The following is a 22,773-nucleotide window of genomic DNA, read 5'->3' as shown; positions in this document are numbered from 1 at the left end:
GTCGTTGTTGAAGTGACGTCAGGCGCAAAGTGGAACGGCAGAAAGACATCCCCAGAAACGCCACACAGCGTCAGCTCAGGCCGAAACCTCTTCCACCGCCTCGGCCTTCGCCGCGCGGCGATCGGTGAACCAGATGGCAACGATGGTGATTTCGTAGAGCAGCAGCAGCGGGATCGCGAGCATCAGCTGCGATACCACATCAGGCGGCGTCAGCACGGCGGCCAGGATGAAGGCCGCGACGATCATGTAGCGGCGCATCCCGATCAGCTGCGCCCGGGTCACGAAGCCTGCCCGGTTGAGCAGCATCAACAGCACCGGCATCAGGAAGCTGATGCCGAACGCCAGGATGAATTGCATGACCAGGCCCAGATAGGCGTCGGCGCTGGGCAGCGCCTCAACCTGAAGGCCGCTGCTATTGCCCTGAAATTCCAAGAAGAAGTGAAAGGCCGTGGGCATCACCACGAAATAGGCCAAGCTGGCGCCCATCGCGAAGAGGAAGGGTGTCGCCAGGATGAAGGGCAGCAGCGCCTTCTTTTCCTTGGCATAGAGGCCGGGCGCGACGAAGGCCCACAGCTGGTTGGCGATGATAGGGAAGGACAGGCAGAAGGCGCCGAAAAAGGCGATCTTCACCTGCACGAAAAACGCTTCATAAAGCTTGGTATAGACCAGTCGACCGCCGCCGTCGCCGAAGGCTTCCTTGAGCGGATGCACCAGGATGGCAAATAATTGTTCGGAAAAATAGAAGCAGACAGCGCCGGTCAGCACCAGGGCATAGACGCATTTGAGCAAGCGGCCGCGCAACTCGATCAGATGGTCGAGCAAGGGCGCCTTGCTGTCGTCGATATCGCCGATCATGCCGATGCGTCACCCTTGCGCGGTTCCGTGGGCGCTTCCGCCACATAGGGCGGGCCGTCGGCCGCTGGCGAAGCGACAGGCGCAGGCGGGACCACGGGCGCGGATTGCGCGACGAAGGCCGGCTTGTCTTCCGGCGCTTCGGCGACATAAGGCGGCGTGTCTGCCGCAGCGCCTTCGACCGGCGCGGGCAACGCTTCGGTCGCTGCGACCTCGGGCGGATGTTCGTCCATGATCCGCTTGTTCTGCGCCGCCCATTTCTTTTCCAGCTCTTCCAACTCGACTTCCCGCACCATGGCGTCGATGCCGGTGCGAAAATGCCGGGCCATGCCCTGCGCCTTGCCCACGATCTGCCCCACTTTATAGAGCGCGCGCGGCAAATCCTTGGGTCCGATCACGATCACGGCAATGATCACGATCACCAGAAATTCGGACGAATCGATACCAAACATGCGGGACTATCGGCCTGCGCTAGAGGATCAGGCCTTGGTCTTTTCTTCGGGCGCAGTCGTTGCACCCGGCGCGTCCTGCTCGGGCACACGATGCCCTTCGATGCGGGTCGCGGGCTTGGCGGGCGTCACATCGTCGTCGCTATCGTCGGCCATGCCCTTCTTGAAGCTCTTGATGCCCTTGGCAACGTCACCCATCAGGCCGGAAATACGGCCGCCACCAAATAGCAGCATGACGACCAGGAGCACGATCACCCAGTGCATCAGCGAAAAGGAACCCATTTGTCTTACTCCTAGTAGAAGGCCTATCTAGGCGTCTTCATCGTCATTTTCCACAACGGATTGGCCGCCCAGACCCTCCAGCGCCAAATCGACGGGGTCGAGCAGGCCAGCAGCGCGCAGATCGTCCATACCGGGAAGGTCGCGACGGCTGCTAAGCCCGAAATGTGACAGAAAATCTACACTGGTCGCATAGATAAGCGGCCGACCGGGCACTTCGCGCCGCCCCGCCGGGCGCACCCATCCTGCTTCCATCAGCACATCGAGCGTGCCCTTGCCCACCTGAACCCCGCGAATTGCTTCGATTTCCGCGCGGCTGACCGGCTCATGATAGCCGATGATCGCCAGCGTCTCCATCGCCGCGCGCGACAATTTGCGCGGTTCGTCCTTCTCGCGACGCAGGATATGGGCCAGGTCGGGCGCGGTCTGGAAATGCCAGCGCCCGCCCCGTTCGACCAGATTGATCCCGCGCCCGGCATAATGATCGGACAGCGCACGCAGCGTGGCGGACAGGTCGCCACCCTCCCCCACATGCGCCTTGATCTCTGCCATCGTCAGCGGCGCTTCGGCGACGAACAGCACGGCCTCGACGGCGCGCAGGAAGTCGTCAGGCTCCACGCTCATGCCGAAGCGCCCTGATTCGGCCTGGCCGCGCGCAGGTAGAGGGGTGCGAAAATGCCGTCCTGCTGCATCTCCAGCCGCCCCTGTCGCGCCAGTTCCAGCGCCGCGACGAAGCTGCTGGCGAGTGCCGACTTCGCCTTCGGCGCGTCCAGCCCCGGCGGCAGGAAGGCTATAAGGGCCGTCCAGTCGATCGCCGCGCCGACCAGCGCACCCACCCGCTGGATCGCCTCATCCAGCGTCATCACCGGGCGCACCGCGATGGTGTGCACCACCGGCTGCGTCCGAGCGCGAATTTGCCCATAGGCTTGGATCAGGTCATAGAGGCTGGCGCGCCACTGCGCCTTCTTCACCAGCCGCAACCCTTCGGGCTTGCGCCGGGCAAAGACGTCGCGGCCCACCCGGTCGCGCGCCATCAGCCGGGCCGCAGCGTCGCGCATGGCGTGTAGCCGCTGGAGCCGCAACTGCAGCCGCAGCGCCAGTTCCTCGGGGCTGGGATCGGCCTGTTCCTGCCGGGGGAGCAGCAGCGATGATTTGAGATAGGCCAGCCACGCCGCCATCACCAGATAGTCCGCCGCCAGTTCCAGCCGCAGTTCCTGCGCGCCATCGATGAAGTCGAGATATTGTTCGGTCAGCGCGAGTATGGAAATCTCACGCAGATCGACCTTCTGCGTCCGCGCAAGGCTGAGCAGCAGGTCGAGCGGCCCTTCCCACGCATCGAAACTGACGGTCAGCATGTCGGGGGCGGGAATGGCAGGCGCGACGAAAAGATCGTCCACTATCGCAATCCTCCCCTGCAAGGGGAGGTGGCAGGGCAAAGCCCTGACGGAGGGGTGTCGCCCTCAAGGCCGTGCACTACGTCTCCACCACCACTACGCGGCGGTCCCCCCTTCCCGGCAGAGGAAAAATTTTCAATCTGAGCCCTCAAGCCGCCACCAGGCCCAACAGCGCATCGCGCGTCGCCAGCACGTCCTCGATCGGCGTCTGATCGCGCCTACGAGTCACCGACGCCATCGCCCGGTCGAGCCGCGCGCGCCCTGCGTCCGTAATCTCCGGCAACAGGCCAGCGATGCCGACCATATCGTCCATCCGCCCCCAGCAATTGAGCGCCAGATCGCATCCCGCCGCCACCACGGCGGCGGCCAATTCGGGGATGCTGCCGTTCAGCGCCTTCATATCCAGATCGTCGGACATCAGCAGCCCGGTAAAGCCGATCCGCTGCCGGATGATTTCGCCGATGATCGTGGGCGACAGGCTGGCTGGGCGCTGCGCATCCCATTCGGTATAGACGACATGCGCAGTCATCCCCATCGGCGCGCGGTTGAGCGTGCGGAAGGGCGCCAGGTCAGTTTCCAGCGCATTCAAGTTGGCGTCCACCACCGGCAGGTCGAGATGGCTGTCCACCATCGCCCGGCCATGGCCCGGCATATGTTTGACGATGCCGACCACGCCGCCATCGGCCAGCCCTTCCAGCGTCGCGCGGCCCAGCGCCGCGACGCGCATCGGCTCGGCGCCCAGCGTCCGGTCGCCCATGATGTCGCTCGCGCCCGGCTGCCGCACGTCCAGCAGCGGCAGCGCATCGACGGTAATGCCGACCTCCGCCAGCGTCAGCGCGATGGCATGGGCATTGGCCCGCGCCGCCGCGATCGCGCTGGACGGGGCCAGATCATAGAGCCGGTCGAACGCCGCGCCGGGCGGGAAACCGGGCCACACTGGCGGCTGCATTCGCGCCACCCGGCCACCTTCCTGATCGATCATGATCAACAGGTCGTCGCGTCCATGCAGCGCGCGCAGATCGTCGGTCAGCGCCCGCAACTGCGCCCGGTCCGCGATATTGCGCTTGAACAGGATATAACCGGCGGGCTGCGCGTCCGCAAAGAAGGCGCGCTCGTCGCCGGTCAGGGTTTCGCCGGACAGACCGAAGATGACGGGTTTCATGGCAATGATGGTAGCGGCACGCAGGCGGTCAACGCAACCTGTTCCCTCTCCCCGAAGGAGAGGGGAACGGCTCAACGGATCAATTCACCACCAGGCAGCTTTCGCCTGCAACCTTGAGCTTGCCGCAGATCGTGCTGGCCTGCCCGCCCGCGCTGGCGCGCAGGCGATAGACGGTGCTGCCGCCCACGTCCGCCGGTTCCACCGTCATGGCGAGCGGGGCGAGATAGGCGAAGCGCTTGGACAGCTTGGTCCAGGCGTCCTTGGCGCCCGATGCGCTGCCATAGGCGCCCAGCTGGATCATCGCGCCGCCTGCGACCGGCTTGGCCGCTGCGGCGGGACGGACGTTGGTTTCGTCGGTAACGCGCGCGGTCACGCTGGCGGCCGGTTTGTTGGGTGCGGCGGGCGCAGGCGCAGCCGGGGCGGGTGCCGTCTTGGCGATCGGCGCTTCGGGCACGCGGCTGGGATCGATCCGCCCGTCGCGCAGCACGCCTTCGCTGGCGGCGAAGCTGGCATCGCCTTCGCCGTCGAATTTCTTGGCGTCGGCTTCATTGGCGGCGATCTTGTAGGACTCGCTCGGCGCGGCAATCAGTTGCCCTTCACCCGCACCGCCCGCGCCACCGCGATTCTGCAGCCACCACACGCCCGCGACCACTGCGCCGATCAGCGCGAGGCCGAGCAGGATCAGGCCCAGCAGGCGCAGCGGCGATATCCGATCTTCCGCCTCATCATCCATCGCCGGCTCCAGCCAGGGCAGGCGATCCTCATCGTCCAGGTCCAGCCGCCCGCGGGCATAATCGCTCATCTTTCAGCGCCTCACTGCATTTCCGTCAACGCGGCCACGCCCATCAGCGCCAGCCCGTTGCGGACAATCTGCCCTATTCCCTGCGCTAGGAAAAGCCGGGTCGCGGTGAGCGCCGGATCGTCGGCCAGGATGACGCGCGCACGCGGATCGTCATTGCCCATATTCCACCAGCCGTGGAACGCCGACGCCAAGTCATTGAGATAGAAGGCAATCCGGTGCGGTTCGCGCTGCAGCGCAGCCCCTTCCACCACCCGCGGGAACTGCGCCGCCAGCTTGACCAGCCCCAGTTCCGCCGTCCCAAGAAGGGACAGGTCGGGCGCGGGCAGGACAATCCCGGCCTCTTCCGCGCGCCGTCCGAGCGAGGCGATCCGCGCATGGGCATATTGGACGTAGAAAACCGGATTGTCCTTCGATGCTTCCACCACCTTGGCGAAATCGAAGTCCATCTGCGCATCGGCCTTGCGCGTCAGCATGGTGAAGCGGACGACATCCTTGCCCACTTCCTGCACCACATCGGCCAGCGTCACGAAATTGCCCGCCCGCTTGGACATTTTCACCGGCTCGCCGTCGCGTAGCAGGCGGACCATCTGAATGAGCTTGACGTCGAAGCGCGCCCGCCCTTCCGTCAGCGCGGCGACGGCGGCCTGGATGCGCTTCACCGTCCCCGCATGGTCGGCGCCCCAAATGTCGATCAACTGATCGGCGGACTGCGCCTTCTGGTAATGATAGGCCATGTCGGCGCCGAAATAGGTCCAGCTGCCGTTCGATTTCTTGATCGGGCGATCCTGATCGTCGCCGAATTTGGTGGAGCGGAACAACGGCAGTTCCACCGGCTCCCAATCGTCGGGCAATTCGCCCTTGGGCGCTTCCAGCACGCCGTCATAGACCAGGTCATGCGCGCGCAGCCAGGCTTCGGCCTCGTCCGGCTTGCCCGCCGCCTGCAATTCCGCTTCAGACGAGAAGATATCATGATGGATGCCCAACAGCGCGAGATCGCTGCGGATCATGTCCATCATCTTCGCCACGGCAAAGGTGCGGAAGGTTACCAGCCAATCGGCTTCAGGCGCGCCGACGAAGCGGTCACCATAGTCTGCGGCCAGCGCCTGCCCCACCGGCACCAGATAGTCGCCAGGATACAAACCTTCCGGGATGGCGATCGTCTCGCCCAGCGCCTCGCGATAGCGTAGATGCGCCGACCGGGCGAGCACATCCACCTGCCCGCCTGCATCATTGATATAATATTCACGCGTCACCTTATGCCCGGCATATTCCAGCAGCGTGGCGAGCGCATCGCCCACCACTGCGCCGCGACAATGGCCCATATGCATCGGCCCGGTGGGATTGGCGGAGACATATTCGACATTGACGGTCACGCCCTGCCCGATGTCGGACCGGCCATAATCATCCGCATCCGCATGGATCGCGGCCAGTTCTGCGCGCCAGGTGGGATCGGTCAGCGTCAGGTTGATGAAGCCCGGCCCGGCAATGGTCGCGCTTTCGACTTCATCCAGCGCCTGCAACTTGGTCACGATCGCGTCGGCCAGCGCGCGGGGATTGGTGCCCGCAGGCTTGGCCAGCACCATCGCGGCGTTGGTGGCGAGGTCGCCATGGCTCGCGTCGCGCGGCGGCTCGACCGTGACCGGCTTGCGATTGAGGCCGGCGGGCAGCACGCCATCGGCCTCCAGAGCGTCCAGTACGGCATCGAGATGGGCGGTGAAACGGGTATAAAGGGACACGGACAGTTCCTCGAAAACACGGGGTTCTGTTTGCCGACATGAACCCCTTGTGCCCCGGCGCAGGCCAGGGTCCAGTTCTACAGGGCGGGACTAAACCCCGGCCTGCGTCGGGGCACCATCCGCGCCTCAAAAAATCGACCCTTCGACAAGCGCAGGGCGAACGGAAAATGGTTCGCGTTTAACGCGTGGCGTTATAGCGCAGCTGATCCTGGGTCAGGTTGAACCCCACCAGCAGTTCGAAACTGGTTTTCGCCAGCGCCGCCTTCACATCGGGCTGGGCGAAGGGATCGATCGCGGCGTCCGCGTCGCCCGCCTTGCGCTTGCCGGTGATCTTGGCCTGGATGTCGGCGGGCAGCGTGGCGGCCGCCTTGTCGACATAGCTGCCTGCCTTGCCCTGCGCGCTGGCGCGATAGTCGCCTGCCGCAAAGTTCAGCGTCACCTGGCCCACCCGCTTGGCGATCACGGCATTGCCGCCGCGCACCACGGCAGAGAAATAGGGCAGCACCACCTGCCGCGCAGCGCTGGCGTCGTTGCGCCGGGCGTTCACGGTGAAGGTCGCTTCGGTATAGAATTGCGTGCCGTCCGCGCAGGTGGAGCGCAGGTTGGTGATCTCCGCCACCACGTCGATCGCCGCCGCGTCGGTGCGCCCGGCAGGATTGAACAGCGTGATGTCGCCGGTCTGCGCGGGAATAGCGGCGGTCGGGCAGGCCGATCGCACCGCGACGATGCCGCCGGTCGCATCGATCTCACCTCGGCGCGAACACCCCGCCAGAGCGAGGGCCAGCATGGCGGTCACGGCAATATGAGACACTTTCACAGGCAGATATTCCTTCGCATGGTCCCACAGACCAAAAGCTTTGCGCTTCCTTATCCATCCGCCGCCCGGCACGCAACCGCAACAAAGCGGCGGCGGTTCGCTCTTTCATCCGGCCGCACATTCGCCTAAGCGGCAAGGCATGACGCACGCGCCCTCCGCCCGCCCGCCGATGAAGCTCCTGATCGCCGCGCCACGCGGCTTTTGTGCGGGGGTGGACCGCGCGATCATCATCGTGGAAAAGGCGATCGAAGCCTATGGCGCGCCGGTCTATGTCCGCCATGAAATCGTCCACAATAAATATGTGGTCGACGGGCTGAAGGCCAAGGGCGCGATCTTCGTCGAAAGCCTGGACCAGGTGCCCGACGGCGTGCCGGTCGTCTTTTCCGCCCATGGCGTGCCCAAGGCGGTGCCGGCCAAGGCGCAAGCGCGCGGCCTCTCTTATCTCGACGCCACTTGCCCGCTGGTCAGCAAGGTCCACCGCCAGGCGGAGCGTCAGGTGGAAGCGGGCCGCCATATCCTCTTCATCGGGCATAAGGGCCATCCCGAAGTCATCGGCACCTTCGGCCAGGTGCCCGACGGCACGATGACGCTGATCGAAACGGTCGAAGCGGCCGAGGCGTTCGCGCCGGTCGATCCCGACAATCTCGCCTTCCTGACGCAGACGACCCTGTCGGTGGACGATACCGCCGCGATCGTGACGGTGCTGGAACGCCGCTTCCCCACCATCGCCGCGCCCAAGGGTGAGGATATCTGCTACGCCACGTCCAATCGTCAGACGTCGGTCAAGGCGATCGCGCCGCGGTGCCAGGCGCTCTATGTCATTGGCGCGCCTAACAGCTCCAACTCGCTGCGGCTGGTCGAAGTGGCGGAGCGCGAAGGCACGCCTGCCCGCCTGATCCAGCGCGCCAGTGAGATCGATTTCGACTGGCTGGACGGGGTGACGACGCTGGGCCTGACCGCGGGCGCTTCCGCTCCCGAAGTTCTCGTGCGCGAAGTGGTGGATCGGCTGGCGGAGCGCTTCACGGTCGAGGAGGAGCAGGTGGAAACCACGCGTGAGACGATCGCGTTCAAACTGCCCCGCGGGCTGGAAACCGCCTGAACCATGGCCGTCTATACCCATGTCCCCGCCGAAGAGATTGACGCTTTCCTCACCCGCTACGACGCCGGTCGCCTGGTATCGGCGAAGGGCATTGCCGAAGGGGTGGAGAACAGCAATTATCTGCTCGAAACCACCGGCACGGACGGTAAGGGGCATCGCTATATCCTGACGCTTTACGAAAAGCGGGTGGATGAAGCGGACCTGCCCTTTTTCATGGACCTGCTCGATCATCTGGGCGCGCGCGGATGCCTGGTCCCGCGCTTCATTGCCGATCGCGACGGCAAGCGGCTCCAGCAATTGTCGGGCCGCCCCGCCTGCCTTATCGAGTTTCTGACCGGCATCAGCGTGACCGAGCCGACCCCCGGACAGGCCCACGCCGCCGGAGTTGCTTTGGGCGAATTGCACAAGGCGGCGCAGGGTTTCGCAGGCGAACGGCGCAATGCGCTGGATAAGGATGGCTGGCACGCGCTGGCCGCCAAATGTGGCGACGATTTCGACCAGATCCAGCCCGGCCTGGCCGCGCGCGTGGCTGAAGAACTCGCCTTCCTCGACGCCCATTGGCCCGCCGACCTGCCGCGATCGGTGATCCATGCGGATCTGTTCCCCGACAATGTGCTGATGCTGGGCGAGGATGTGACCGGCCTCATCGATTTCTATTTCAGCTGCACTGACATTCGCGCCTATGACCTGGCCGTCACCCACAGCGCCTGGTGCTTCAGCAATGACGGCGCGACCTGGTATGGCCCGCGCGGCGCGGCGATCGGCGCGGGCTACACGCAGGCGCATGGGCTGAGCGACACCGAACGCGCCGCCTTCCCGATCTTGTGCCGGGGCGCGGCGCTGCGTTTCCTGCTGACCCGCGCCTATGACTGGATCAACACCCCGGCCGACGCGCTGGTGACGCGCAAAGACCCGCTCGCCTATCTGCGCCGCCTGGACTTCTACGCCAGCGCCGACCCGGCGGATTTGCTGGGCGCTTAACATTGCAAAAAATGCGCACCGTGTTCCCGCGCAGGCGGGAACCCAGTTCCGCTGTTACAGAATATGGCCACGGCTGGACTGGGCTCCTGCCTGCGCAGGAGCACGAAGCATGAGCACCGACCTCCCCACCGTAGACATCTTCACCGACGGCGCCTGCAAGGGCAATCCCGGTCCCGGCGGCTGGGGCGCGGTGCTGCGCTTTGGGACCACGGAGAAGGAAATCTCCGGCGGCGAAGCGATGACCACCAACAACCGTATGGAGATGATGGCGGCGGTCGAAGCGCTCAACATGCTGAAAAAGCCGTGCAAGGTGACGCTCTACACCGACAGCAAATATGTGATGGACGGCATCACCAAATGGATATTCGGCTGGCAGAAACGCGGCTGGCGCACGGCGGACAACAAGCCGGTCAAGAATGTCGAAATCTGGCAATTGCTGGTCAAGGCCATCGCCCCCCATCAGGTGACCTGGCAATGGGTCAAGGGCCATGCCGGCCACCCGGAAAACGAACGCGCCGACGCGCTGGCCTGCGCCGCGGCGGAGAGTTTTCGGCGGTAGAACAGCCACATCCGTTCGTTTCGAGCGGAGTCGAGAAACGATAAGCACACCGTGTTCCCGCGCAGGCGGGAACCCAGTCGAAAGGCCGGAACTGGGTTCCCGCCTGCGCGGGAACACGTGAGCTTTCTACTCATCGCTGCTTTAAAATCGCCTCGATCAGCGTCACATCCGCCGGCTTGTCCGCATCTATACACGCCTCGGGACTGTCCATCGCCACCAGCCGCGCTGTAACCCCGAACTTGCGCCCGATCCGCGCGATCCCGCCGCGCAGCGTCAACAGCCGCAGCAGCGCGCCCATCAGCGCGAACGGCCCGAAGGCGGCCAAGATTTTCCACCCCTTCTTGCGGTCCTGCTCGACCTCCTGCCAGAGCGCGATGATGGGTCGCGCCTGGTCGCTGCCGAACCAGAAGATATTCGCGCCCGACCACCAGCCGCCGCGGAATTTGAGCCAAGTCCGCCGCGATTGCGGATAGCGCGCCAGCAACGTCGCGCGTTCCACCATGGCGACAGCCACGTCCGCGCCGCGCGCCTCTGCCACGAACTGGTCCAGCATCGCCGCGTCGAGCAGCACATGGTCTGCCGTCGTCAGCAGGATCGGAAAGGGCACATCGCCCGTTTCCAGCAATGCCAGCAGCGACGACGCAATCCCCTGCCCGCCCCGCTCGAACCGGACGCGCGGATCATTCGCGAGCCAGGCGGTGGCGGGATCGGCGGCGAAATAGTCCGGCGCCTGGGTCAGGATGACGACCCGCCCGATCGCCGGATGGGCGAGCAAAGCGCGCGCGGGCCGGTTGATCATCGGCTCCCCGCCCACGGGCACCAGCGGCTTGACCGGCACACCGGCGGCGACGGCGAGCGGATCGGCGATGGGGCGAGCGCCTGCCAGCAGGATGGCGGTGATGGAACCAGTCATCGCCCCGCGTTAGCCGAGCGGACGATGCGCGGGAAGGGGCGTTTATGCGCAACAGCCCAACCGTTCAAGCTGAGCGAACGGGGTTTACTATTTACCCGACGCCACCGGTGCGGCCGCAGCCTTTTGCGCGAACGCCTCATGCATCCCCACGCGCAAGCCCTGATATTGCGCCAGCCGCGCCCGGAACGCCGCCAACTCCGCCCCGGCCAGTTGCGCCGTCGTGGTGAACTTCACCGACAGCGGATTGACCGTCGCGCCATTGCGATAGAGTTCATAATGGAGATGCGGCCCGGTCGACAGGCCGGTGGACCCGACATAGCCGATCACCTGGCCGCGCCGCACCCGCTGCCCCGGCGCGGCCGCAATCCGGCTCATATGCGCATAGCCGGTGGCAAGGCCGCCGCCATGCTGGATGCGGACATAATTGCCATGGCCGCCATGCCGCCCGGCAAAGGCCACCACGCCATCGGTCACCGCATAGATGGGCGATCCATAGCGCGCCGCGAAATCGATGCCTGCATGCATCCGCGTATAACCCAATATCGGGTGGCGGCGCTGGCCATAGCCTGACGACATGCGCCCGGCGACCGGGGCCGACAGCACGCCGCGCCGCTCGCCCACACCCGACGCCTCGAACCATTCGGTGCGGCCGTCCTTGGTCCATTTGAGCATATCGACCGACTTGCCCCGCGCGCGCTTCAACCCGGCATAGAGCAGGTCGCCCACCTCCACGTCGCCCGTCTCAGCGCGGCGATATTCGGTGACGATATCGTAGCGATCGCCAGCGCCAATGCCGCCCAGATCGACCTGCCCCGCGATTACGCGCAGGAAAGCCTGCACCGCCTTGGGCGGCGCGCCCGCCGCGCGGGCGGAGCGATAGATGCTGTCTCCGACCACGCCCTGGATGCGCAGCGGCGTATTGTCCACGCGGATCGGGATACGCTTGACCGACAGCACGCCGCCCGCCCGCGTCAGTTCCAGATTCAGGTCCAGCCGCGCGCGAAACGCCAGCTTGTCGAGCGGCCGGGGCCGGTCGCGGCTGGTGCGCCGCCCCAGCAATATGTCGAGCCGCGTGCCGGGCTTCACCCCGTCGCTGATGTCGTTGCCCACCAGGCTGGTGATCGTCGCCACGTCGCCGCCGCTCACCCCGGCACGGGACAGCGCCCGGCCCAGCGTGTCGCTGCTGCCGATCTGGGCGCTCAGTTCGATCTGCGGCCGCTCGGGCGTTTCGCGCAGCGGCTGCACCGCGTCGGTCGCGCCCATGCGATGCCCGCTGTCCGCCCCCAGCGCGAGCGGGGTGATCATCTGGCTGCGCACTTCGTCATATTGCGCATCGCTCAGCGGCGCGCCGGGTAGCCCTGGAATCGGTTGAAAGGCGGGCGAGAGATACAGGGCGGTAGCGCACAGGCCAAAGCAAGTTGCGACGCCGCGAAACCAGGTCAGGCTGCCGACCCTCTCGCCCAGGTCCGGGACCAGTTCGACCTCGTCCGCCCAATCGCGCAAGCGCGATCGCCAGTCGCTGGGCGTCGCTATCGGCGCGCGGGCGATCGAATTGGCCATCCATAATGACATGGATGCGCCGCCCTGCTGCGACCCGAACTGGCTTTCCTGAAACAAACCCGCGACCCCAAAGGCTTTTTTCGTTGCTTCGCCGGCAACGTCCCCCGCGCCATGCGTGGGCGGGACTGTTGTGAACGCACAGGGTTAAAGTCAAATAAAGACCTTCGCATGACAGCGGCGCGTGCGACGAACCGTGCCAGCGACCCGATGGGCGTGCGATAAGCGGCGGAACTTGGAAATCCCCTTGCCCATCGCCCCCGCCTGCCCGACATAGGCGGCCATGGCCCAGTTCGCCCGTTCTTCCCTTACCGCCGTCCTGGGACCGACCAACACCGGCAAGACCCACCTCGCCGTCGAGCGGATGTGCGGGCATAGCAGCGGCATGATGGGCTTTCCGCTGCGCCTGCTGGCGCGCGAAGTCTATGACCGGGTGGTCGCGATCAAGGGACCGGCGCAGGTCGCGCTGATCACCGGCGAGGAAAAGATCGTCCCGCCCCAGGCCCGCTATTTCCTCTGCACCGCCGAGTCCATGCCGATTGGCGGCGGGAGGGAAACGGATGCCACAACGAACGGTCTGAAGGATTTCGCCTTCGTCGCGCTGGACGAAGCGCAACTGGGCGCGGACCCGGAACGTGGCCACATCTTCACCGACCGCCTGTTGCGCGCGCGGGGCCGCGAAGAAACGATGATCCTTGGCTCGGCCAGCATCAGCCGGGTCGTCAAATCGCTGGTCCCCGATATCGAGATCATCAGCCGCCCGCGCTTCTCCACCCTCTCCTACGCGGGCGCGAAGAAGCTGTCGCGCCTGCCCAAACGCTCCGCCATCGTCGCTTTCTCCGCCGAGGAAGTCTATGCCGTCGCCGAAATGCTGCGGCGCTTTCGCGGTGGCGCGGCGGTGGTGATGGGCGCGCTCAGCCCCCGCACCCGCAACGCCCAGGTGCAGATGTTCCTGAACGGCGATGTCGATTATCTGGTCGCCACCGACGCCATCGGCATGGGCCTCAACCTCGACGTCGCCCATGTCGCCTTCGCGTCCCTGCGCAAGTTCGATGGCCGCCGCACCCGCCGCCTGACCGTCAGCGAAATGGCGCAGATCGCCGGACGCGCGGGCCGCCATCATAAGGATGGCACCTTCGGCAGTCTGGGCGGCGAAGAGGGCGACGCCGCCTTCACCCCCGAAGAAATCGAAGCGATCGAGGCGCATCGCTTCCCGCCGATCGAACAACTGTTCTGGCGCGACGGCACGCCCCGTACCGACCGGCTCGATCTGCTGATCGCCGACCTGGAGGAGCGCCCCGACCGCCCCGAATTGCGCGCCGCGCCGCAGGCGGTGGACCTGGCCGTCCTCAAACGGTTGGCCGAAGACCCGCTGGTGATCGAACGCGTGCGCACCAAGCGCCAGGTCGAGCGGCTCTGGGCCGCGTGCAGCCTGCCCGATTTCCAGAAGCTCGGCGCGGATCATCATGCCCGCGCCGTCAGTCGCATCTGGCGCTTCCTGTCGGAGGGGAACGGCTACATCCCCCGCGACTGGTTCGCCCAAAATCTGGCGCGACTCAATTCGGTGCAGGGCGATATCGACACGCTGTCGGGCCGGATCGCGGCTGCGCGCACCTGGTCCTACATCGCCCATCGCCCCGACTGGCTGGAATATCCGGCCGAAATGGCGGAGCGTACCCGCGCATTGGAAGAAAAGCTGTCCGATGCGCTGCACGCCGCGCTGACCCAGCGTTTCGTGGACCGCCGCACCTCCGTCCTGCTGCGCGATATCGGCCAGAATGCCAGCAACCTGCCGGTCACCGTGGAGCCGGACGGGCGCGTCTGTGTCGATGGCGAGACGATCGGAAAACTTGACGGCTTCCGATTCTCGGTCGATCCCGCTACGCGACATCAGGATCGAAAGATGTTGCTGGCGGCCGCGGAACGGCGCCTTGGAAAGGTATTGCGAGTGAAGGCAGACGAACTGGTGAGTGCGGCGGATACGGATTTCGCGCTCATGGACGAAGCGGGACAGGCGCCAGGCATCGCCTGGGGCGAAACGCCGGTGGCGTCGCTGCTGGTGGGGCCGACCCTGCTCGCGCCCGAAATTCGGCTGGATCGCGCGCTTCTCGGCCTGGATCAGGACGTGCAGAAGCAGGTCGCCACCCGCCTGTCCGCCTGGGTCGAGGCGCAGAAGCAAAAGCATCTCCTTCCCCTCGTCAAGATGAGCGAAAGCGCGCTCGATTCCGAAGTCCCCGCCGTGGTGCGCGCCGTTTTCGCGCAGCTGGGCGACGCGGGCGGCGTGATCGCGCGCACCGAACTCGAATTCGGCGCTCGGCCATCTCGACAAGGATCAACGCCATCTGCTGCGCAAGGCGGGCATCGATATCGGCGTACTGGACATTTATCATCCCGGCCTGTTGAAGCCAGGCGCGGCGCGCTGGCGCTCCGCCCTGCTGGCCGCGCGCATCGGCAAGCCCTGCCTGCCGCTGCCGCTGCCTGGCATCACCCTGATCGCCGCGGGCGACCGCCCGGCCCAGATGGGCGCGCGCATCGCGGGCTTCCGGGGTTTCGGGGACCAGATGCTGCGCATCGACATGGCCGAACGCATGGCCCGCACAGCGCATGAAGCGATCGCCAAGAACGAGGCCTTCACCCATGTCAGCCCGCAGATCGTCTCGCTGGGGCTGCTGGAACCCGCCTTCCTGCTGCTGATGCGCGCCGCAGGCTTCCGCCCGGTAGAGCCGCAGGTCGCAACGCCTGCCCCGACGCCAGCGGAAGAGAGCGCAGACAGCGCGGCATCGGCCGAAGGCGCGGAAACCACCGAAGCCGCAGAAGGCACGGCAAGCGCCGAAACCCCGATCGCCAGCGGCGCCAACTGGGTGTTCAAGGGTCGGCAAAAGCCGCGCAACGATCGCCCCAACCGTCCCCAAAACGCCCGCTCGCAGGATGGTCGCACGCAGGACGCCCGCAACCACGGCAATCGGGACCAGAAGCCACGCGGCGACAAGCCCGCGCAAAACCGGCGCGGCAAGGATGGCGGCCCCTCGTCCCGTCCGACTTCGACCGGCGGCAGCCCTGCGCCGATCAACAATGCCTTTGCGGGGCTTGCCGACCTGCTGGGCCGCAATGGCTGACCCCGCGACCGGCATCGGCCATGGGCCGAGCCTGCGCATCGACAAATATCTCTGGTTCGCGCGGCTGTGCAAAAGCCGCTCGACCGCTCAGAAACTTGCCGAAGACGGCCATATCCGCTTGAACGGCCGCCGCATAGAACGCGCCCACGCCCCCGTGCGCGCAGGCGACCTCATCACCTTCCCCCACGGCGAAGGCGTCCGCGTCGTCCGCGTGATCGCCCTCCCCGCAAGGCGTGGGCCAGCGCCCGAGGCGCAGGGTTGCTACGAGGAACTGACGGTCGGAGGATAAGGGGCTGAGGTCGGAGGAGCCGTCCGCGTGGCGCTCGCGAAAGCGCAATAGGAATGCGTGACCTGATCTGAAGAGGAAGCCACTGCGGCTGGGCGCTCGTTTAATAACCCTCACAAGATGCCATATGCCATCCGTCAACCTGGCTTTGCGCTGGGATTCCCCTGCATTCTTAAAGGTGCGCGGAAAAAGCAGGATGCCCGGTCAGGGCCGGCATGATGGGACGTATAGCTTCAGCCGCGGCCTTCACGTCAATGTTTCTCAGGTGCAAGATCGGGGCATTGATTGCAATTTCCATTTAGATGCGGGCCGAACGGTAGCGGACATATCCTGCCAGTCCGACCGTTTGGCGTTCCAACGGTTGACGAACATGATAGAGAGCCAACCGACGAAAATGCCCGCGACAACGTCGATAAAATAATGACCGCCGACAGGAACTGTCGAAATAAGCATGACAAAATTGATTAACAGAAATGGCCAGCGCAGAAGGCGCGATTGATAATATCCCCAAGCCAGAACAATGGCTGCTGTCGCGTGGAAACTGGGGACCGATATCATCCCGGCCAAATGCGTCATACTCACTTCTGACACCACGCCGTTACGAATATCCTGTAACAGATCAATTGCGGCCCATGTCGAATGCACAGTTATATTGGGAATATCCGTGGGAGAGAGGCCATAGAAGTCGAAACCGGAGATCGCGGGCGTGAAGGGGAACAAGATCACACAAATGAAGCTGCCAACCGAGAGGGCAGACGTAATTGTCCAAGCGGTGCTTTTCCTATCAGTAGCCAAAAACCATATAAATATGAAAAATGGCTGCCAATTTAATGTCATATAGGCATGGTTGAGTAAAAACGACAGGTTTTCATGGCTATTAATTGATCTGACCAGCGCAGGCCAGTCAGTGTCAAAAGATATAATTTTGTCAATGCGGAACAAAATAGAATCAATATATGGAAAACATGCCTTTGCTAATACTAAGCTCGCCATCATCGATAGAATCATCGAAAAGAAGAAAATCGATATATACTTAAATATCTGCCCTATTCCGTCGAGATTAATATACTGGCACGCTAAACCGCAGAACCACACTATAGCCAATTCGCCAAAAATAGGGTTCATTTCATTGAAATCGTAACTAACTACGCCGATTGCAATGCCAAAAGCAACGACCGATGCGAATATCATGACAGTGAAAATAACAGGAATACTGTGATATTCTATGATATCGCTGCTTATTTTATATCGCGATTGCAGCGACGCGGATAGAGCTCGTATCGACATTACGTCGTCTTGCTCGAACAAGGTTAATAATTGAAAAATTACACTCAATGGTCCGCTGATAATCTGTAGCATCAGTCATTGATCCAAGCGCACCGCGACAATGCTTGTCGATCAGTGGCCGGGTTTAGGCCATGGCATGTTCCGGTACGGCTCTCACCCATCGAAGCGCACCTATATCGGTTCGGGCGGACAGGTAACTTTACTATTCTTCGTTCGAAAGCAGCCGTTCGGCCATCCATCCATCTTCGCTATCATAACTCCCTCTCTGACCTGCCCTACCCCCCAATTCCGCCACCCTCCCACCCGGCTCGTTCCCATCGTCAACCCCGCTCCGCCAGCCTGCGACCGCAGATGAGAATTTGATCGACCAGAAAGTCTCTTCATGCGCTGAATGAGAACTTCCAGAAGATTCCCCCCCCCGCCACGCCGCTGCACTGCGCCCTACCCCCGCAAGACCTACCCCTGCGACACTGTATATTTCGATAAACACGCGCGCCGCGCCCCGCCCGTGCCACTCCATCCAACCCCACCAGCGACGGTGTGAACTTCGGCCCACTGCCCGCAAAACCGTCCCTAAACCGCGGTCAACAATATCCTCATTGACCTTCGGCCAGCCTAAGCATAGCAGGGCCGCGTTTTTCCAAGCCAAGAGTGCCAGACAATGACCTATGTCGTGACCGACAACTGCATCCGCTGCAAATTCATGGATTGCGTAGAGGTCTGCCCCGTGGATTGTTTCTACGAGGGTGAGAATATGCTGGTTATCAACCCCAGCGAATGCATCGACTGCGGCGTGTGCGAACCGGAATGCCCGGCCGAAGCGATCCTGCCCGATACAGAGAACGGCCTGGAAAAATGGCTGGAGCTGAACACCAAATTCTCCGCCGAATGGCCCAATATCACGGTCAAGGGCGAAGCACCGGATGATGCCGAAGCCATGAATGGCGTGGAAGGCAAGCTGGAGAAATTCTTCTCGCCAGAGCCGGGCACCGGCAACTGATCCGGGCGGCCCGCGCCGTCCTTCCGCGTCCCGTTTTGCGCCACGCTCCCGGCCTTTATGTCCGGGGGTGGTATTTTTGTTACGAATCTGCTAAATAGACCTCCAACGGTCGGACATCCCCCTGTCCGGCCTTGGAGAATACGCTTCATGTCTTGACGGTGGCGCCGTGGACTTCCCGGCTTATGTCTCTTGCACATCTGCCCCCGCGACGGCCCGTCCCCCGGTCGAATTGGAAAGGTATCAAATGGCTGCCAAAGCGCTGTCCTTTGACGTTGGTGATTATGTCGTTTACCCCAAGCATGGCGTTGGCCGTGTGATCGAACTGCAAAAGGAGCAGATCGCGGGCATGGAGTTGGAGCTGTATGTGCTCCGCTTCGAAAAGGAGCGCATGACGCTGCGCGTGCCGACCAATAAGGCCGAAGGCGTGGGCATGCGCAAGCTGTCCTCCAACAAGACGCTCGAAGAATCGATGGAAACATTGAAGGGCAAGCCCAAGGTCAAGCGGACCATGTGGTCGCGCCGCGCGCAGGAATATGAAGCGAAGATCAATTCGGGCGACCTGGTGTCGATCGCCGAAGTGACCCGCGACCTGTTCCGCGCCGACGACCAGCCCGAGCAGAGCTATTCGGAACGCCAGATCTTCGAAGCCGCGTCCAGCCGCCTCGCCCGCGAACTCGCCGCGATGGAAGAAACGGACGAACCGACTGCGCTCAAGAAGATCCTGCGCATCCTGAACGAAGCCGCACCCAAATATGCCAAGGTCGAAGGCTGATAGGCCAACGGCTTATCGCTGACGAAAATAGGGGCGCTCCGATGATCGGAGCGCCCCTTTTTATGGGCATCATGCTTATAGCAATGCTACTGGCCGTTGCCGCCCACCGCATCCTTGGCGGCCGAACCGACATCGCTGGCAGCCTGACCAACCTGCGTCGCTGCGCCCTCTACCGCATTGTTCTTGCTGGTCTGACTGGTGACCAGGAAGAAGGCCGCGACCGCTACGACCACCACCAGCAGCAACAGGGCGAACGTCATGCCGCCGCCGCTGCGCTTCTCGATAATTGTCGTCGTGGTCGTCGCGGGACGCTCCTGATAGTCCGCCATGCCGTGATCCTCCAAATTATGTCTGCTGTCACAATGCATAGATGGAGGACGCGGTTCCGATCCGTCAGCGCCCCAGCTGACGGTCCAGCGCCGCTGCTATGGCTGTCATGCCCGCCAGATTGGGATGATAGGGCGTGAACGGATCGACACCGGGACGCGCGACGAAGCCGTTCGACCAGGGCTGCGCCGCACAGGCATCATGGCCCCGCGACAAGGCCGATGCACGCAGCACATCGGCGCCGTTGCGCTTCGCCACGTCGGCGGTCAGCTGCGCCAAACGGGTCGCCGTCGCCTGCGCCGTCGCCATCGCCTGCGCCGACAAAGGCACGGTAGGACAAGGCGCGCCGGACGGCAGCAGGGTCACATAGTCCACGAAGATGATCCGCGCCTTGGGCGCCCGCCCGCGAACCTCCATCGCGATCCGGTCCATATCGGCCGCCAGTTTCGTCCAGGCGGCTTCGGTCGGCGCAGCGGGAATCGCCGCCGATGACGGCCGCCCCGTCATCGCCTTGCACATGGCGGACAGTTTTTCGAGGTCGGGGCGACCCAGCGCGCCCTTGCACGATTCCACGAACAGATAGCCGACATAACTGACATCATTGCCGCCGATCGTGATCGTCACCAGTGCGGTATCCGGCGTCAGCGCGTCGAGTTGCGGCGCGAGTTCCTTCCATGGTCCCAGCAGATGCGCGGTGGTGGCACCGCCGCAGCTGACATCGACCAGGTCGAGCTGGCGCAGCCGCGCAAGCTGGTGCGCATAATTGTCCCGCGACCGGGTGCAGCGCGTGGCCGGGCTGTCCGCCGACACGGTGACCCCTGGCCCGGCGGCAAAGGAGCTGCCCAGAGCGACATAGCGAGCGGACGGCGCGATCGGTTGGGTCGGCCGCCCCGGCGCAGTGGCGCATCCCGCGAGCGAGAGGACAGGCAAAAGGGCCGCCAGCATGGTCGATCGATATATGCTATTCACGCGTTATCTCCTGCGGCCGCCGGACAGGACGACCATGATATCAGCACAGCTACGCCATCTAAGGGTTCACAACGGTACGAAGGCGCCTTTTGTCCGGTCCTTGATCACCTGATCGGCGCGGAACACTGATCCGCTCATCGTGATATAGACGCCCGGTTCCGCCACCTGCGCCGTGGCGAAGGCCATACCCAGATTGAAACTGGCATCGCTTTCGCCGAAGCGAGCAGGCGCCAGCGCGCCGACCAGTACGATCGTCTTGCCATCGATCCCGGCAAGCTGCTTGGCCGTATCGGTCATGGTATCGGTGCCATGGGTGATGACGATGTGATTTTCCGCCGCAGCGGCGACGCGCGCGTAGATGAGGGCGCGGTCGGTATCGTCCAGTTCCAGGCTGTCCTTGCGTGCCACTTCCTCAATGCGGAAGGGCCGCTTGACCCGCGCGACCTCCAACAGCTTGGCCATGACGGTTTCGCCGACCTGATAGTCGGACAAGGCGTCAAAATAGATTTTGTCGATCGTGCCCCCGGTCGTGAGCAAAAGGATGGGGATATCAGGCGACAGCATAATGGACTCCGCATGGATTTGGATGGCCGTAGGATTATTTGCCCGTAACGCAAAACCTGAGATCGCGGGATACGCCATTGTGCAAGTTCGATGAGCGGGACTGGGTTCCTGCCTGCGCAGGAACACCGACCGCCTAAATCATTCTCCGCTCGCCATCGCCGCGCCGCGATCGCGAGCGGCGGCCAGCGTGTCGGTGAGCAGTGCCATCAGCCGGTCGTCGGCGTCCAGCACGTTCAACCCCTCGCGCGTCATGCCGCCGGGACTGGCGACGCGGTCGGCTAACACGGCTGCGCTGTCGCTCGCGCGGGCGGCCATGTGGGCCGATCCCTGTACCGTCGCCAGCGCCATGCGGGCGGCTTGGTCGGCCGGAATGCCGATCGCCTCACCCGCGCGCGCCAACGCGTCGATGAAGCGAAATAGAAAGGCGGGGCCACAGCCTGAGAGCGCCGTCACCTGATTGAACAGGCTTTCGTCGGCGATCCATTCCACAAGGCCCAGCGGCTGGATCAGGGCGTCGACGGCATCCCGCGCGACGGCAGACGTCTTGCCGTCGGTGAAGAGCGCCGTGACGCCCTCCCCCAAGCCGACCGGCAGATTGGGCATCGCGCGCACGATGTCCGTTGCGGCGGGGAAGCGATCACGCAACTGCGCCAGGGTGGTGCCAGCCAGGATCGAGACGATGCGCGTGTCGCTGGTGCATAGCGGCGCGAGCGCATCTGCAACATCGGCGATCTGATAGGGCTTCATGCCGAGCAGCACGGTGGTTCCGGCTGGCAGCGCAGCGGGATAGTCGGTGACGACCGTGACGCCGTCAGCCACCGGCTTCCCGCTGGGGCGCAACACCGTGACGTGGGCAGCATCAAGACCGCAGTCCAGCCAGCGGGCCAGCATCTGCCCGGCCATATTGCCGCAGCCGACCAGAAAGAGATGATCGGGGAAAAGATGATCGGGCCAGGCCTGCGTCATGCCCTATGCCTCGCCGCGGGTTTCAATCAGGCTGGCGGAGATCGCTTCGGACGGCGATTTGCCGCCCCACAGCACGAACTGGAACACCGGATAGAAGCGCTCGCATTCATCGATCGCGGTTTCGACCAGCAATTGTGCCTGGTCGAGCGTCAACGTACCGCCTGCGCCTAATAGCGCCCCATGGCGGAAAAGGATGATGCCGCTGGACGACCAGAGTTCGAAATGGCCGAGCCAAAGCTGTTCGTTGATAAGGCCCAAGGTTTCGTAGATGGTGCCGCGCTTCTCGTCCGTTACCCGGATGTCGGGCAGCGCCAGCAGCTGCAGCACCTGATCCTCGTCGCGCCAGATGCCGCGCAGCTCATATTGCGCCCACGACCCTTGGGTATTCGCGACGATTTCATCCTCGCCGACCTGCTCGAAACTCCAGCCATGCGCCTCGAAATAAGCGGCCAGCATGTCGATTGGTGCGGCTTCCCCGCCGCCATGTTCAAATTCGTCGCTATCCATCATCGGCGCGCCTTATCACCGCATAGGGTGAAAGGACAGATGCGATCAGTTTGCGTCCGGTGCCTTTGGCTTGGCCGCCTTGACGGTCCGGGTCACCGGTTCGCCCGACTTGCCTTCCAGCGCATCGATCCGCGCCTTGAGCAGTTCGACCTCTTCGCGCGCCGCTGCGGCGATCGCCTTGACGGCGTCGAATTCCTCACGCGACACGAACTCCATGCCGCCGATCCATTCCTTCGCCCGTTCGCGCGCATTGGCTTCGAACTCGCGCGTCACGCCCGCCACCGTGCCGGCGGCGCCGTTCACCAACTTGGCCAGATCGTCGAAAAAGCGGTTTTCGCTCTGCATTGCACTTGTCCTTCTTGCGGCACGCGGTCGGCGC

At 63.9% G+C, this 22,773-nt stretch carries 25 protein-coding genes and 1 pseudogene; 7 read left to right on the top strand and 19 right to left on the bottom strand.

Features of this window, described 5'->3' with window-relative positions:
• Window positions 1-75: 75 nt before the first annotated feature.
• The 9 genes from tatC to U5A89_RS07555 all read right to left on the bottom strand — a co-directional run bounded on the left by tatC (window position 76) and on the right by U5A89_RS07555 (window position 7,461).
• A complete protein-coding gene (gene tatC, locus U5A89_RS07595) occupies window positions 76-855 on the bottom strand; it encodes a twin-arginine translocase subunit TatC (RefSeq protein ID WP_338160578.1) in 780 nt (259 codons plus the stop codon).
• Entirely contained in the window at window positions 852-1,304 is a 453-nt protein-coding gene (gene tatB / locus U5A89_RS07590) for a Sec-independent protein translocase protein TatB (RefSeq protein WP_338160577.1), read from the bottom strand. Before tatB ends, tatC begins: the two co-directional genes overlap by 4 nt.
• A 27-nt stretch (window positions 1,305-1,331) precedes the next feature.
• Entirely contained in the window at window positions 1,332-1,583 is a 252-nt protein-coding gene (locus tag U5A89_RS07585; protein ID WP_338160576.1) for a twin-arginine translocase TatA/TatE family subunit, read from the bottom strand.
• A 27-nt stretch (window positions 1,584-1,610) separates the two neighbouring features.
• Window positions 1,611-2,204 carry an SMC-Scp complex subunit ScpB gene (gene scpB / locus U5A89_RS07580; RefSeq protein WP_338160575.1) on the bottom strand — a complete coding sequence of 198 codons (594 nt, stop codon included), beginning with the start codon at window positions 2,202-2,204 and terminating at the stop codon, window positions 1,611-1,613.
• The gene (locus tag U5A89_RS07575; protein WP_338160574.1) at window positions 2,201-2,977 is read right to left on the bottom strand and encodes a segregation and condensation protein A; all 777 of its coding nucleotides are present in this window, start codon (window positions 2,975-2,977) and stop codon (window positions 2,201-2,203) included. Before U5A89_RS07575 ends, scpB begins: the two co-directional genes overlap by 4 nt.
• Before the next feature lie 145 nt (window positions 2,978-3,122).
• Window positions 3,123-4,136 carry a beta-N-acetylhexosaminidase gene (gene nagZ, locus U5A89_RS07570; RefSeq protein ID WP_338160573.1) on the bottom strand — a complete coding sequence of 338 codons (1,014 nt, stop codon included), beginning with the start codon at window positions 4,134-4,136 and terminating at the stop codon, window positions 3,123-3,125.
• Between the two features lie 79 nt (window positions 4,137-4,215).
• Window positions 4,216-4,938, bottom strand: coding sequence for an SPOR domain-containing protein (locus U5A89_RS07565; protein ID WP_338160572.1), 723 nt, complete (start codon window positions 4,936-4,938; stop codon window positions 4,216-4,218).
• A gap of 11 nt (window positions 4,939-4,949) precedes the next feature.
• A complete protein-coding gene (argS, locus tag U5A89_RS07560; protein ID WP_338160571.1) occupies window positions 4,950-6,674 on the bottom strand; it encodes an arginine--tRNA ligase in 1,725 nt (574 codons plus the stop codon).
• Between the two features lie 178 nt (window positions 6,675-6,852).
• Window positions 6,853-7,461: a hypothetical protein gene (locus U5A89_RS07555; protein ID WP_338162969.1), complete on the bottom strand. Its 609-nt coding sequence runs from the start codon at window positions 7,459-7,461 to the stop codon at window positions 6,853-6,855.
• 169 nt (window positions 7,462-7,630) lie between these two features.
• On the opposite strand from U5A89_RS07555, the gene ispH reads away from it, so the two are divergent.
• The 3 genes from ispH (at window position 7,631) to rnhA (ending at window position 10,130) form a co-directional block, all read left to right on the top strand.
• Window positions 7,631-8,590, top strand: coding sequence for a 4-hydroxy-3-methylbut-2-enyl diphosphate reductase (gene ispH, locus U5A89_RS07550; protein WP_338160570.1), 960 nt, complete (start codon window positions 7,631-7,633; stop codon window positions 8,588-8,590).
• Between the two features lie 3 nt (window positions 8,591-8,593).
• Window positions 8,594-9,571 (top strand): homoserine kinase, encoded by a 978-nt coding sequence (gene thrB / locus U5A89_RS07545; protein WP_338160569.1) that lies wholly within the window; start codon window positions 8,594-8,596, stop codon window positions 9,569-9,571.
• A 109-nt stretch (window positions 9,572-9,680) separates the two neighbouring features.
• Window positions 9,681-10,130, top strand: coding sequence for a ribonuclease HI (gene rnhA, locus U5A89_RS07540; RefSeq protein WP_338160568.1), 450 nt, complete (start codon window positions 9,681-9,683; stop codon window positions 10,128-10,130).
• Between the two features lie 130 nt (window positions 10,131-10,260).
• On the opposite strand, the gene U5A89_RS07535 is transcribed toward rnhA, so the two are convergent.
• The 3 genes from U5A89_RS07535 to U5A89_RS07525 all read right to left on the bottom strand — a co-directional run bounded on the left by U5A89_RS07535 (window position 10,261) and on the right by U5A89_RS07525 (window position 12,885).
• Window positions 10,261-11,043 carry a nucleotidyltransferase family protein gene (locus tag U5A89_RS07535; protein WP_338160567.1) on the bottom strand — a complete coding sequence of 261 codons (783 nt, stop codon included), beginning with the start codon at window positions 11,041-11,043 and terminating at the stop codon, window positions 10,261-10,263.
• 87 nt (window positions 11,044-11,130) lie between these two features.
• Window positions 11,131-12,615 carry a M23 family metallopeptidase gene (locus tag U5A89_RS07530; RefSeq protein ID WP_338160566.1) on the bottom strand — a complete coding sequence of 495 codons (1,485 nt, stop codon included), beginning with the start codon at window positions 12,613-12,615 and terminating at the stop codon, window positions 11,131-11,133.
• Between the two features lie 138 nt (window positions 12,616-12,753).
• Window positions 12,754-12,885 carry a hypothetical protein gene (locus U5A89_RS07525; RefSeq protein WP_338160565.1) on the bottom strand — a complete coding sequence of 44 codons (132 nt, stop codon included), beginning with the start codon at window positions 12,883-12,885 and terminating at the stop codon, window positions 12,754-12,756.
• Here U5A89_RS07525 and U5A89_RS07520 point away from each other — a divergent pair.
• Both U5A89_RS07520 and U5A89_RS07515 read left to right on the top strand, forming a co-directional pair.
• Window positions 12,884-15,716, top strand: a pseudogene (locus U5A89_RS07520) (helicase-related protein). The gene U5A89_RS07525 and the pseudogene U5A89_RS07520 overlap by 2 nt on opposite strands.
• A complete protein-coding gene (locus U5A89_RS07515; RefSeq protein WP_338160564.1) occupies window positions 15,709-16,005 on the top strand; it encodes an RNA-binding S4 domain-containing protein in 297 nt (98 codons plus the stop codon). The pseudogene U5A89_RS07520 and the gene U5A89_RS07515 overlap by 8 nt, the downstream one beginning before the upstream one ends.
• Window positions 16,006-16,263: 258 nt before the next feature.
• On the opposite strand, the gene U5A89_RS07510 is transcribed toward U5A89_RS07515, so the two are convergent.
• Window positions 16,264-17,193 carry a phosphatase PAP2 family protein gene (locus U5A89_RS07510; RefSeq protein WP_338160563.1) on the bottom strand — a complete coding sequence of 310 codons (930 nt, stop codon included), beginning with the start codon at window positions 17,191-17,193 and terminating at the stop codon, window positions 16,264-16,266.
• A 757-nt stretch (window positions 17,194-17,950) separates the two neighbouring features.
• Here U5A89_RS07510 and fdxA point away from each other — a divergent pair.
• Entirely contained in the window at window positions 17,951-18,289 is a 339-nt protein-coding gene (gene fdxA / locus U5A89_RS07505) for a ferredoxin FdxA (protein WP_338160562.1), read from the top strand.
• 244 nt (window positions 18,290-18,533) lie between these two features.
• Window positions 18,534-19,061, top strand: coding sequence for a CarD family transcriptional regulator (locus U5A89_RS07500; protein ID WP_007709832.1), 528 nt, complete (start codon window positions 18,534-18,536; stop codon window positions 19,059-19,061).
• A gap of 86 nt (window positions 19,062-19,147) precedes the next feature.
• Here U5A89_RS07500 and U5A89_RS07495 read toward each other — a convergent pair whose 3' ends face one another.
• The 6 genes from U5A89_RS07495 to U5A89_RS07470 form a co-directional block, all read right to left on the bottom strand.
• A complete protein-coding gene (locus U5A89_RS07495) occupies window positions 19,148-19,390 on the bottom strand; it encodes a hypothetical protein (RefSeq protein WP_338160561.1) in 243 nt (80 codons plus the stop codon).
• A gap of 64 nt (window positions 19,391-19,454) precedes the next feature.
• On the bottom strand, window positions 19,455-20,357 hold the full coding sequence (locus U5A89_RS07490; RefSeq protein ID WP_338160560.1) for an SGNH/GDSL hydrolase family protein: 903 nt from the start codon (window positions 20,355-20,357) through the stop codon (window positions 19,455-19,457).
• A gap of 66 nt (window positions 20,358-20,423) precedes the next feature.
• Window positions 20,424-20,921 carry an asparaginase domain-containing protein gene (locus tag U5A89_RS07485; RefSeq protein WP_338160559.1) on the bottom strand — a complete coding sequence of 166 codons (498 nt, stop codon included), beginning with the start codon at window positions 20,919-20,921 and terminating at the stop codon, window positions 20,424-20,426.
• 138 nt (window positions 20,922-21,059) lie between these two features.
• Window positions 21,060-21,887, bottom strand: coding sequence for a pyrroline-5-carboxylate reductase (proC, locus tag U5A89_RS07480; protein ID WP_338160558.1), 828 nt, complete (start codon window positions 21,885-21,887; stop codon window positions 21,060-21,062).
• Between the two features lie 3 nt (window positions 21,888-21,890).
• Window positions 21,891-22,397, bottom strand: a complete 507-nt coding sequence (locus U5A89_RS07475; RefSeq protein WP_338160557.1) for a type III secretion system chaperone family protein — start codon at window positions 22,395-22,397, stop codon at window positions 21,891-21,893.
• Window positions 22,398-22,439: 42 nt separating this feature from the next.
• Window positions 22,440-22,739, bottom strand: coding sequence for an accessory factor UbiK family protein (locus U5A89_RS07470; protein WP_338160556.1), 300 nt, complete (start codon window positions 22,737-22,739; stop codon window positions 22,440-22,442).
• Between the last annotated feature and the right edge of the window lie 34 nt (window positions 22,740-22,773).

Source organism: Sphingobium sp. HWE2-09 (assembly GCF_035989265.1).
GTDB lineage: Bacteria > Pseudomonadota > Alphaproteobacteria > Sphingomonadales > Sphingomonadaceae > Sphingobium.
The sequence above is the reverse complement of the archived record's forward strand: the minus strand, read 5'-3'. Positions and strand labels throughout refer to the sequence as shown.

What these genes read in the sequence shown, in the direction of transcription:
- nagZ (WP_338160573.1), bottom strand. Translation starts at nt 4,136, where the DNA reads ATGAAACCCGTCATCTTCGGTCTGTCCGGCGAAACCCTGACCGGCGAC.
- U5A89_RS07500 (WP_007709832.1), top strand. Translation starts at nt 18,534, where the DNA reads ATGGCTGCCAAAGCGCTGTCCTTTGACGTTGGTGATTATGTCGTTTAC.
- proC (WP_338160558.1), bottom strand. Translation starts at nt 21,887, where the DNA reads ATGACGCAGGCCTGGCCCGATCATCTTTTCCCCGATCATCTCTTTCTG.
- U5A89_RS07485 (WP_338160559.1), bottom strand. Translation starts at nt 20,921, where the DNA reads ATGCTGTCGCCTGATATCCCCATCCTTTTGCTCACGACCGGGGGCACG.
- U5A89_RS07495 (WP_338160561.1), bottom strand. Translation starts at nt 19,390, where the DNA reads ATGGCGGACTATCAGGAGCGTCCCGCGACGACCACGACGACAATTATC.
- U5A89_RS07535 (WP_338160567.1), bottom strand. Translation starts at nt 11,043, where the DNA reads ATGACTGGTTCCATCACCGCCATCCTGCTGGCAGGCGCTCGCCCCATC.
- U5A89_RS07585 (WP_338160576.1), bottom strand. Translation starts at nt 1,583, where the DNA reads ATGGGTTCCTTTTCGCTGATGCACTGGGTGATCGTGCTCCTGGTCGTC.
- U5A89_RS07515 (WP_338160564.1), top strand. Translation starts at nt 15,709, where the DNA reads ATGGCTGACCCCGCGACCGGCATCGGCCATGGGCCGAGCCTGCGCATC.
- U5A89_RS07525 (WP_338160565.1), bottom strand. Translation starts at nt 12,885, where the DNA reads ATGGCCGCCTATGTCGGGCAGGCGGGGGCGATGGGCAAGGGGATTTCC.
- U5A89_RS07475 (WP_338160557.1), bottom strand. Translation starts at nt 22,397, where the DNA reads ATGATGGATAGCGACGAATTTGAACATGGCGGCGGGGAAGCCGCACCA.
- U5A89_RS07530 (WP_338160566.1), bottom strand. Translation starts at nt 12,615, where the DNA reads ATGTCATTATGGATGGCCAATTCGATCGCCCGCGCGCCGATAGCGACG.
- U5A89_RS07470 (WP_338160556.1), bottom strand. Translation starts at nt 22,739, where the DNA reads ATGCAGAGCGAAAACCGCTTTTTCGACGATCTGGCCAAGTTGGTGAAC.
- tatC (WP_338160578.1), bottom strand. Translation starts at nt 855, where the DNA reads ATGATCGGCGATATCGACGACAGCAAGGCGCCCTTGCTCGACCATCTG.
- fdxA (WP_338160562.1), top strand. Translation starts at nt 17,951, where the DNA reads ATGACCTATGTCGTGACCGACAACTGCATCCGCTGCAAATTCATGGAT.
- U5A89_RS07510 (WP_338160563.1), bottom strand. Translation starts at nt 17,193, where the DNA reads ATGATATTCGCATCGGTCGTTGCTTTTGGCATTGCAATCGGCGTAGTT.
- rnhA (WP_338160568.1), top strand. Translation starts at nt 9,681, where the DNA reads ATGAGCACCGACCTCCCCACCGTAGACATCTTCACCGACGGCGCCTGC.
- scpB (WP_338160575.1), bottom strand. Translation starts at nt 2,204, where the DNA reads ATGAGCGTGGAGCCTGACGACTTCCTGCGCGCCGTCGAGGCCGTGCTG.
- U5A89_RS07555 (WP_338162969.1), bottom strand. Translation starts at nt 7,461, where the DNA reads ATGCTGGCCCTCGCTCTGGCGGGGTGTTCGCGCCGAGGTGAGATCGAT.
- tatB (WP_338160577.1), bottom strand. Translation starts at nt 1,304, where the DNA reads ATGTTTGGTATCGATTCGTCCGAATTTCTGGTGATCGTGATCATTGCC.
- U5A89_RS07565 (WP_338160572.1), bottom strand. Translation starts at nt 4,938, where the DNA reads ATGAGCGATTATGCCCGCGGGCGGCTGGACCTGGACGATGAGGATCGC.
- ispH (WP_338160570.1), top strand. Translation starts at nt 7,631, where the DNA reads ATGACGCACGCGCCCTCCGCCCGCCCGCCGATGAAGCTCCTGATCGCC.
- thrB (WP_338160569.1), top strand. Translation starts at nt 8,594, where the DNA reads ATGGCCGTCTATACCCATGTCCCCGCCGAAGAGATTGACGCTTTCCTC.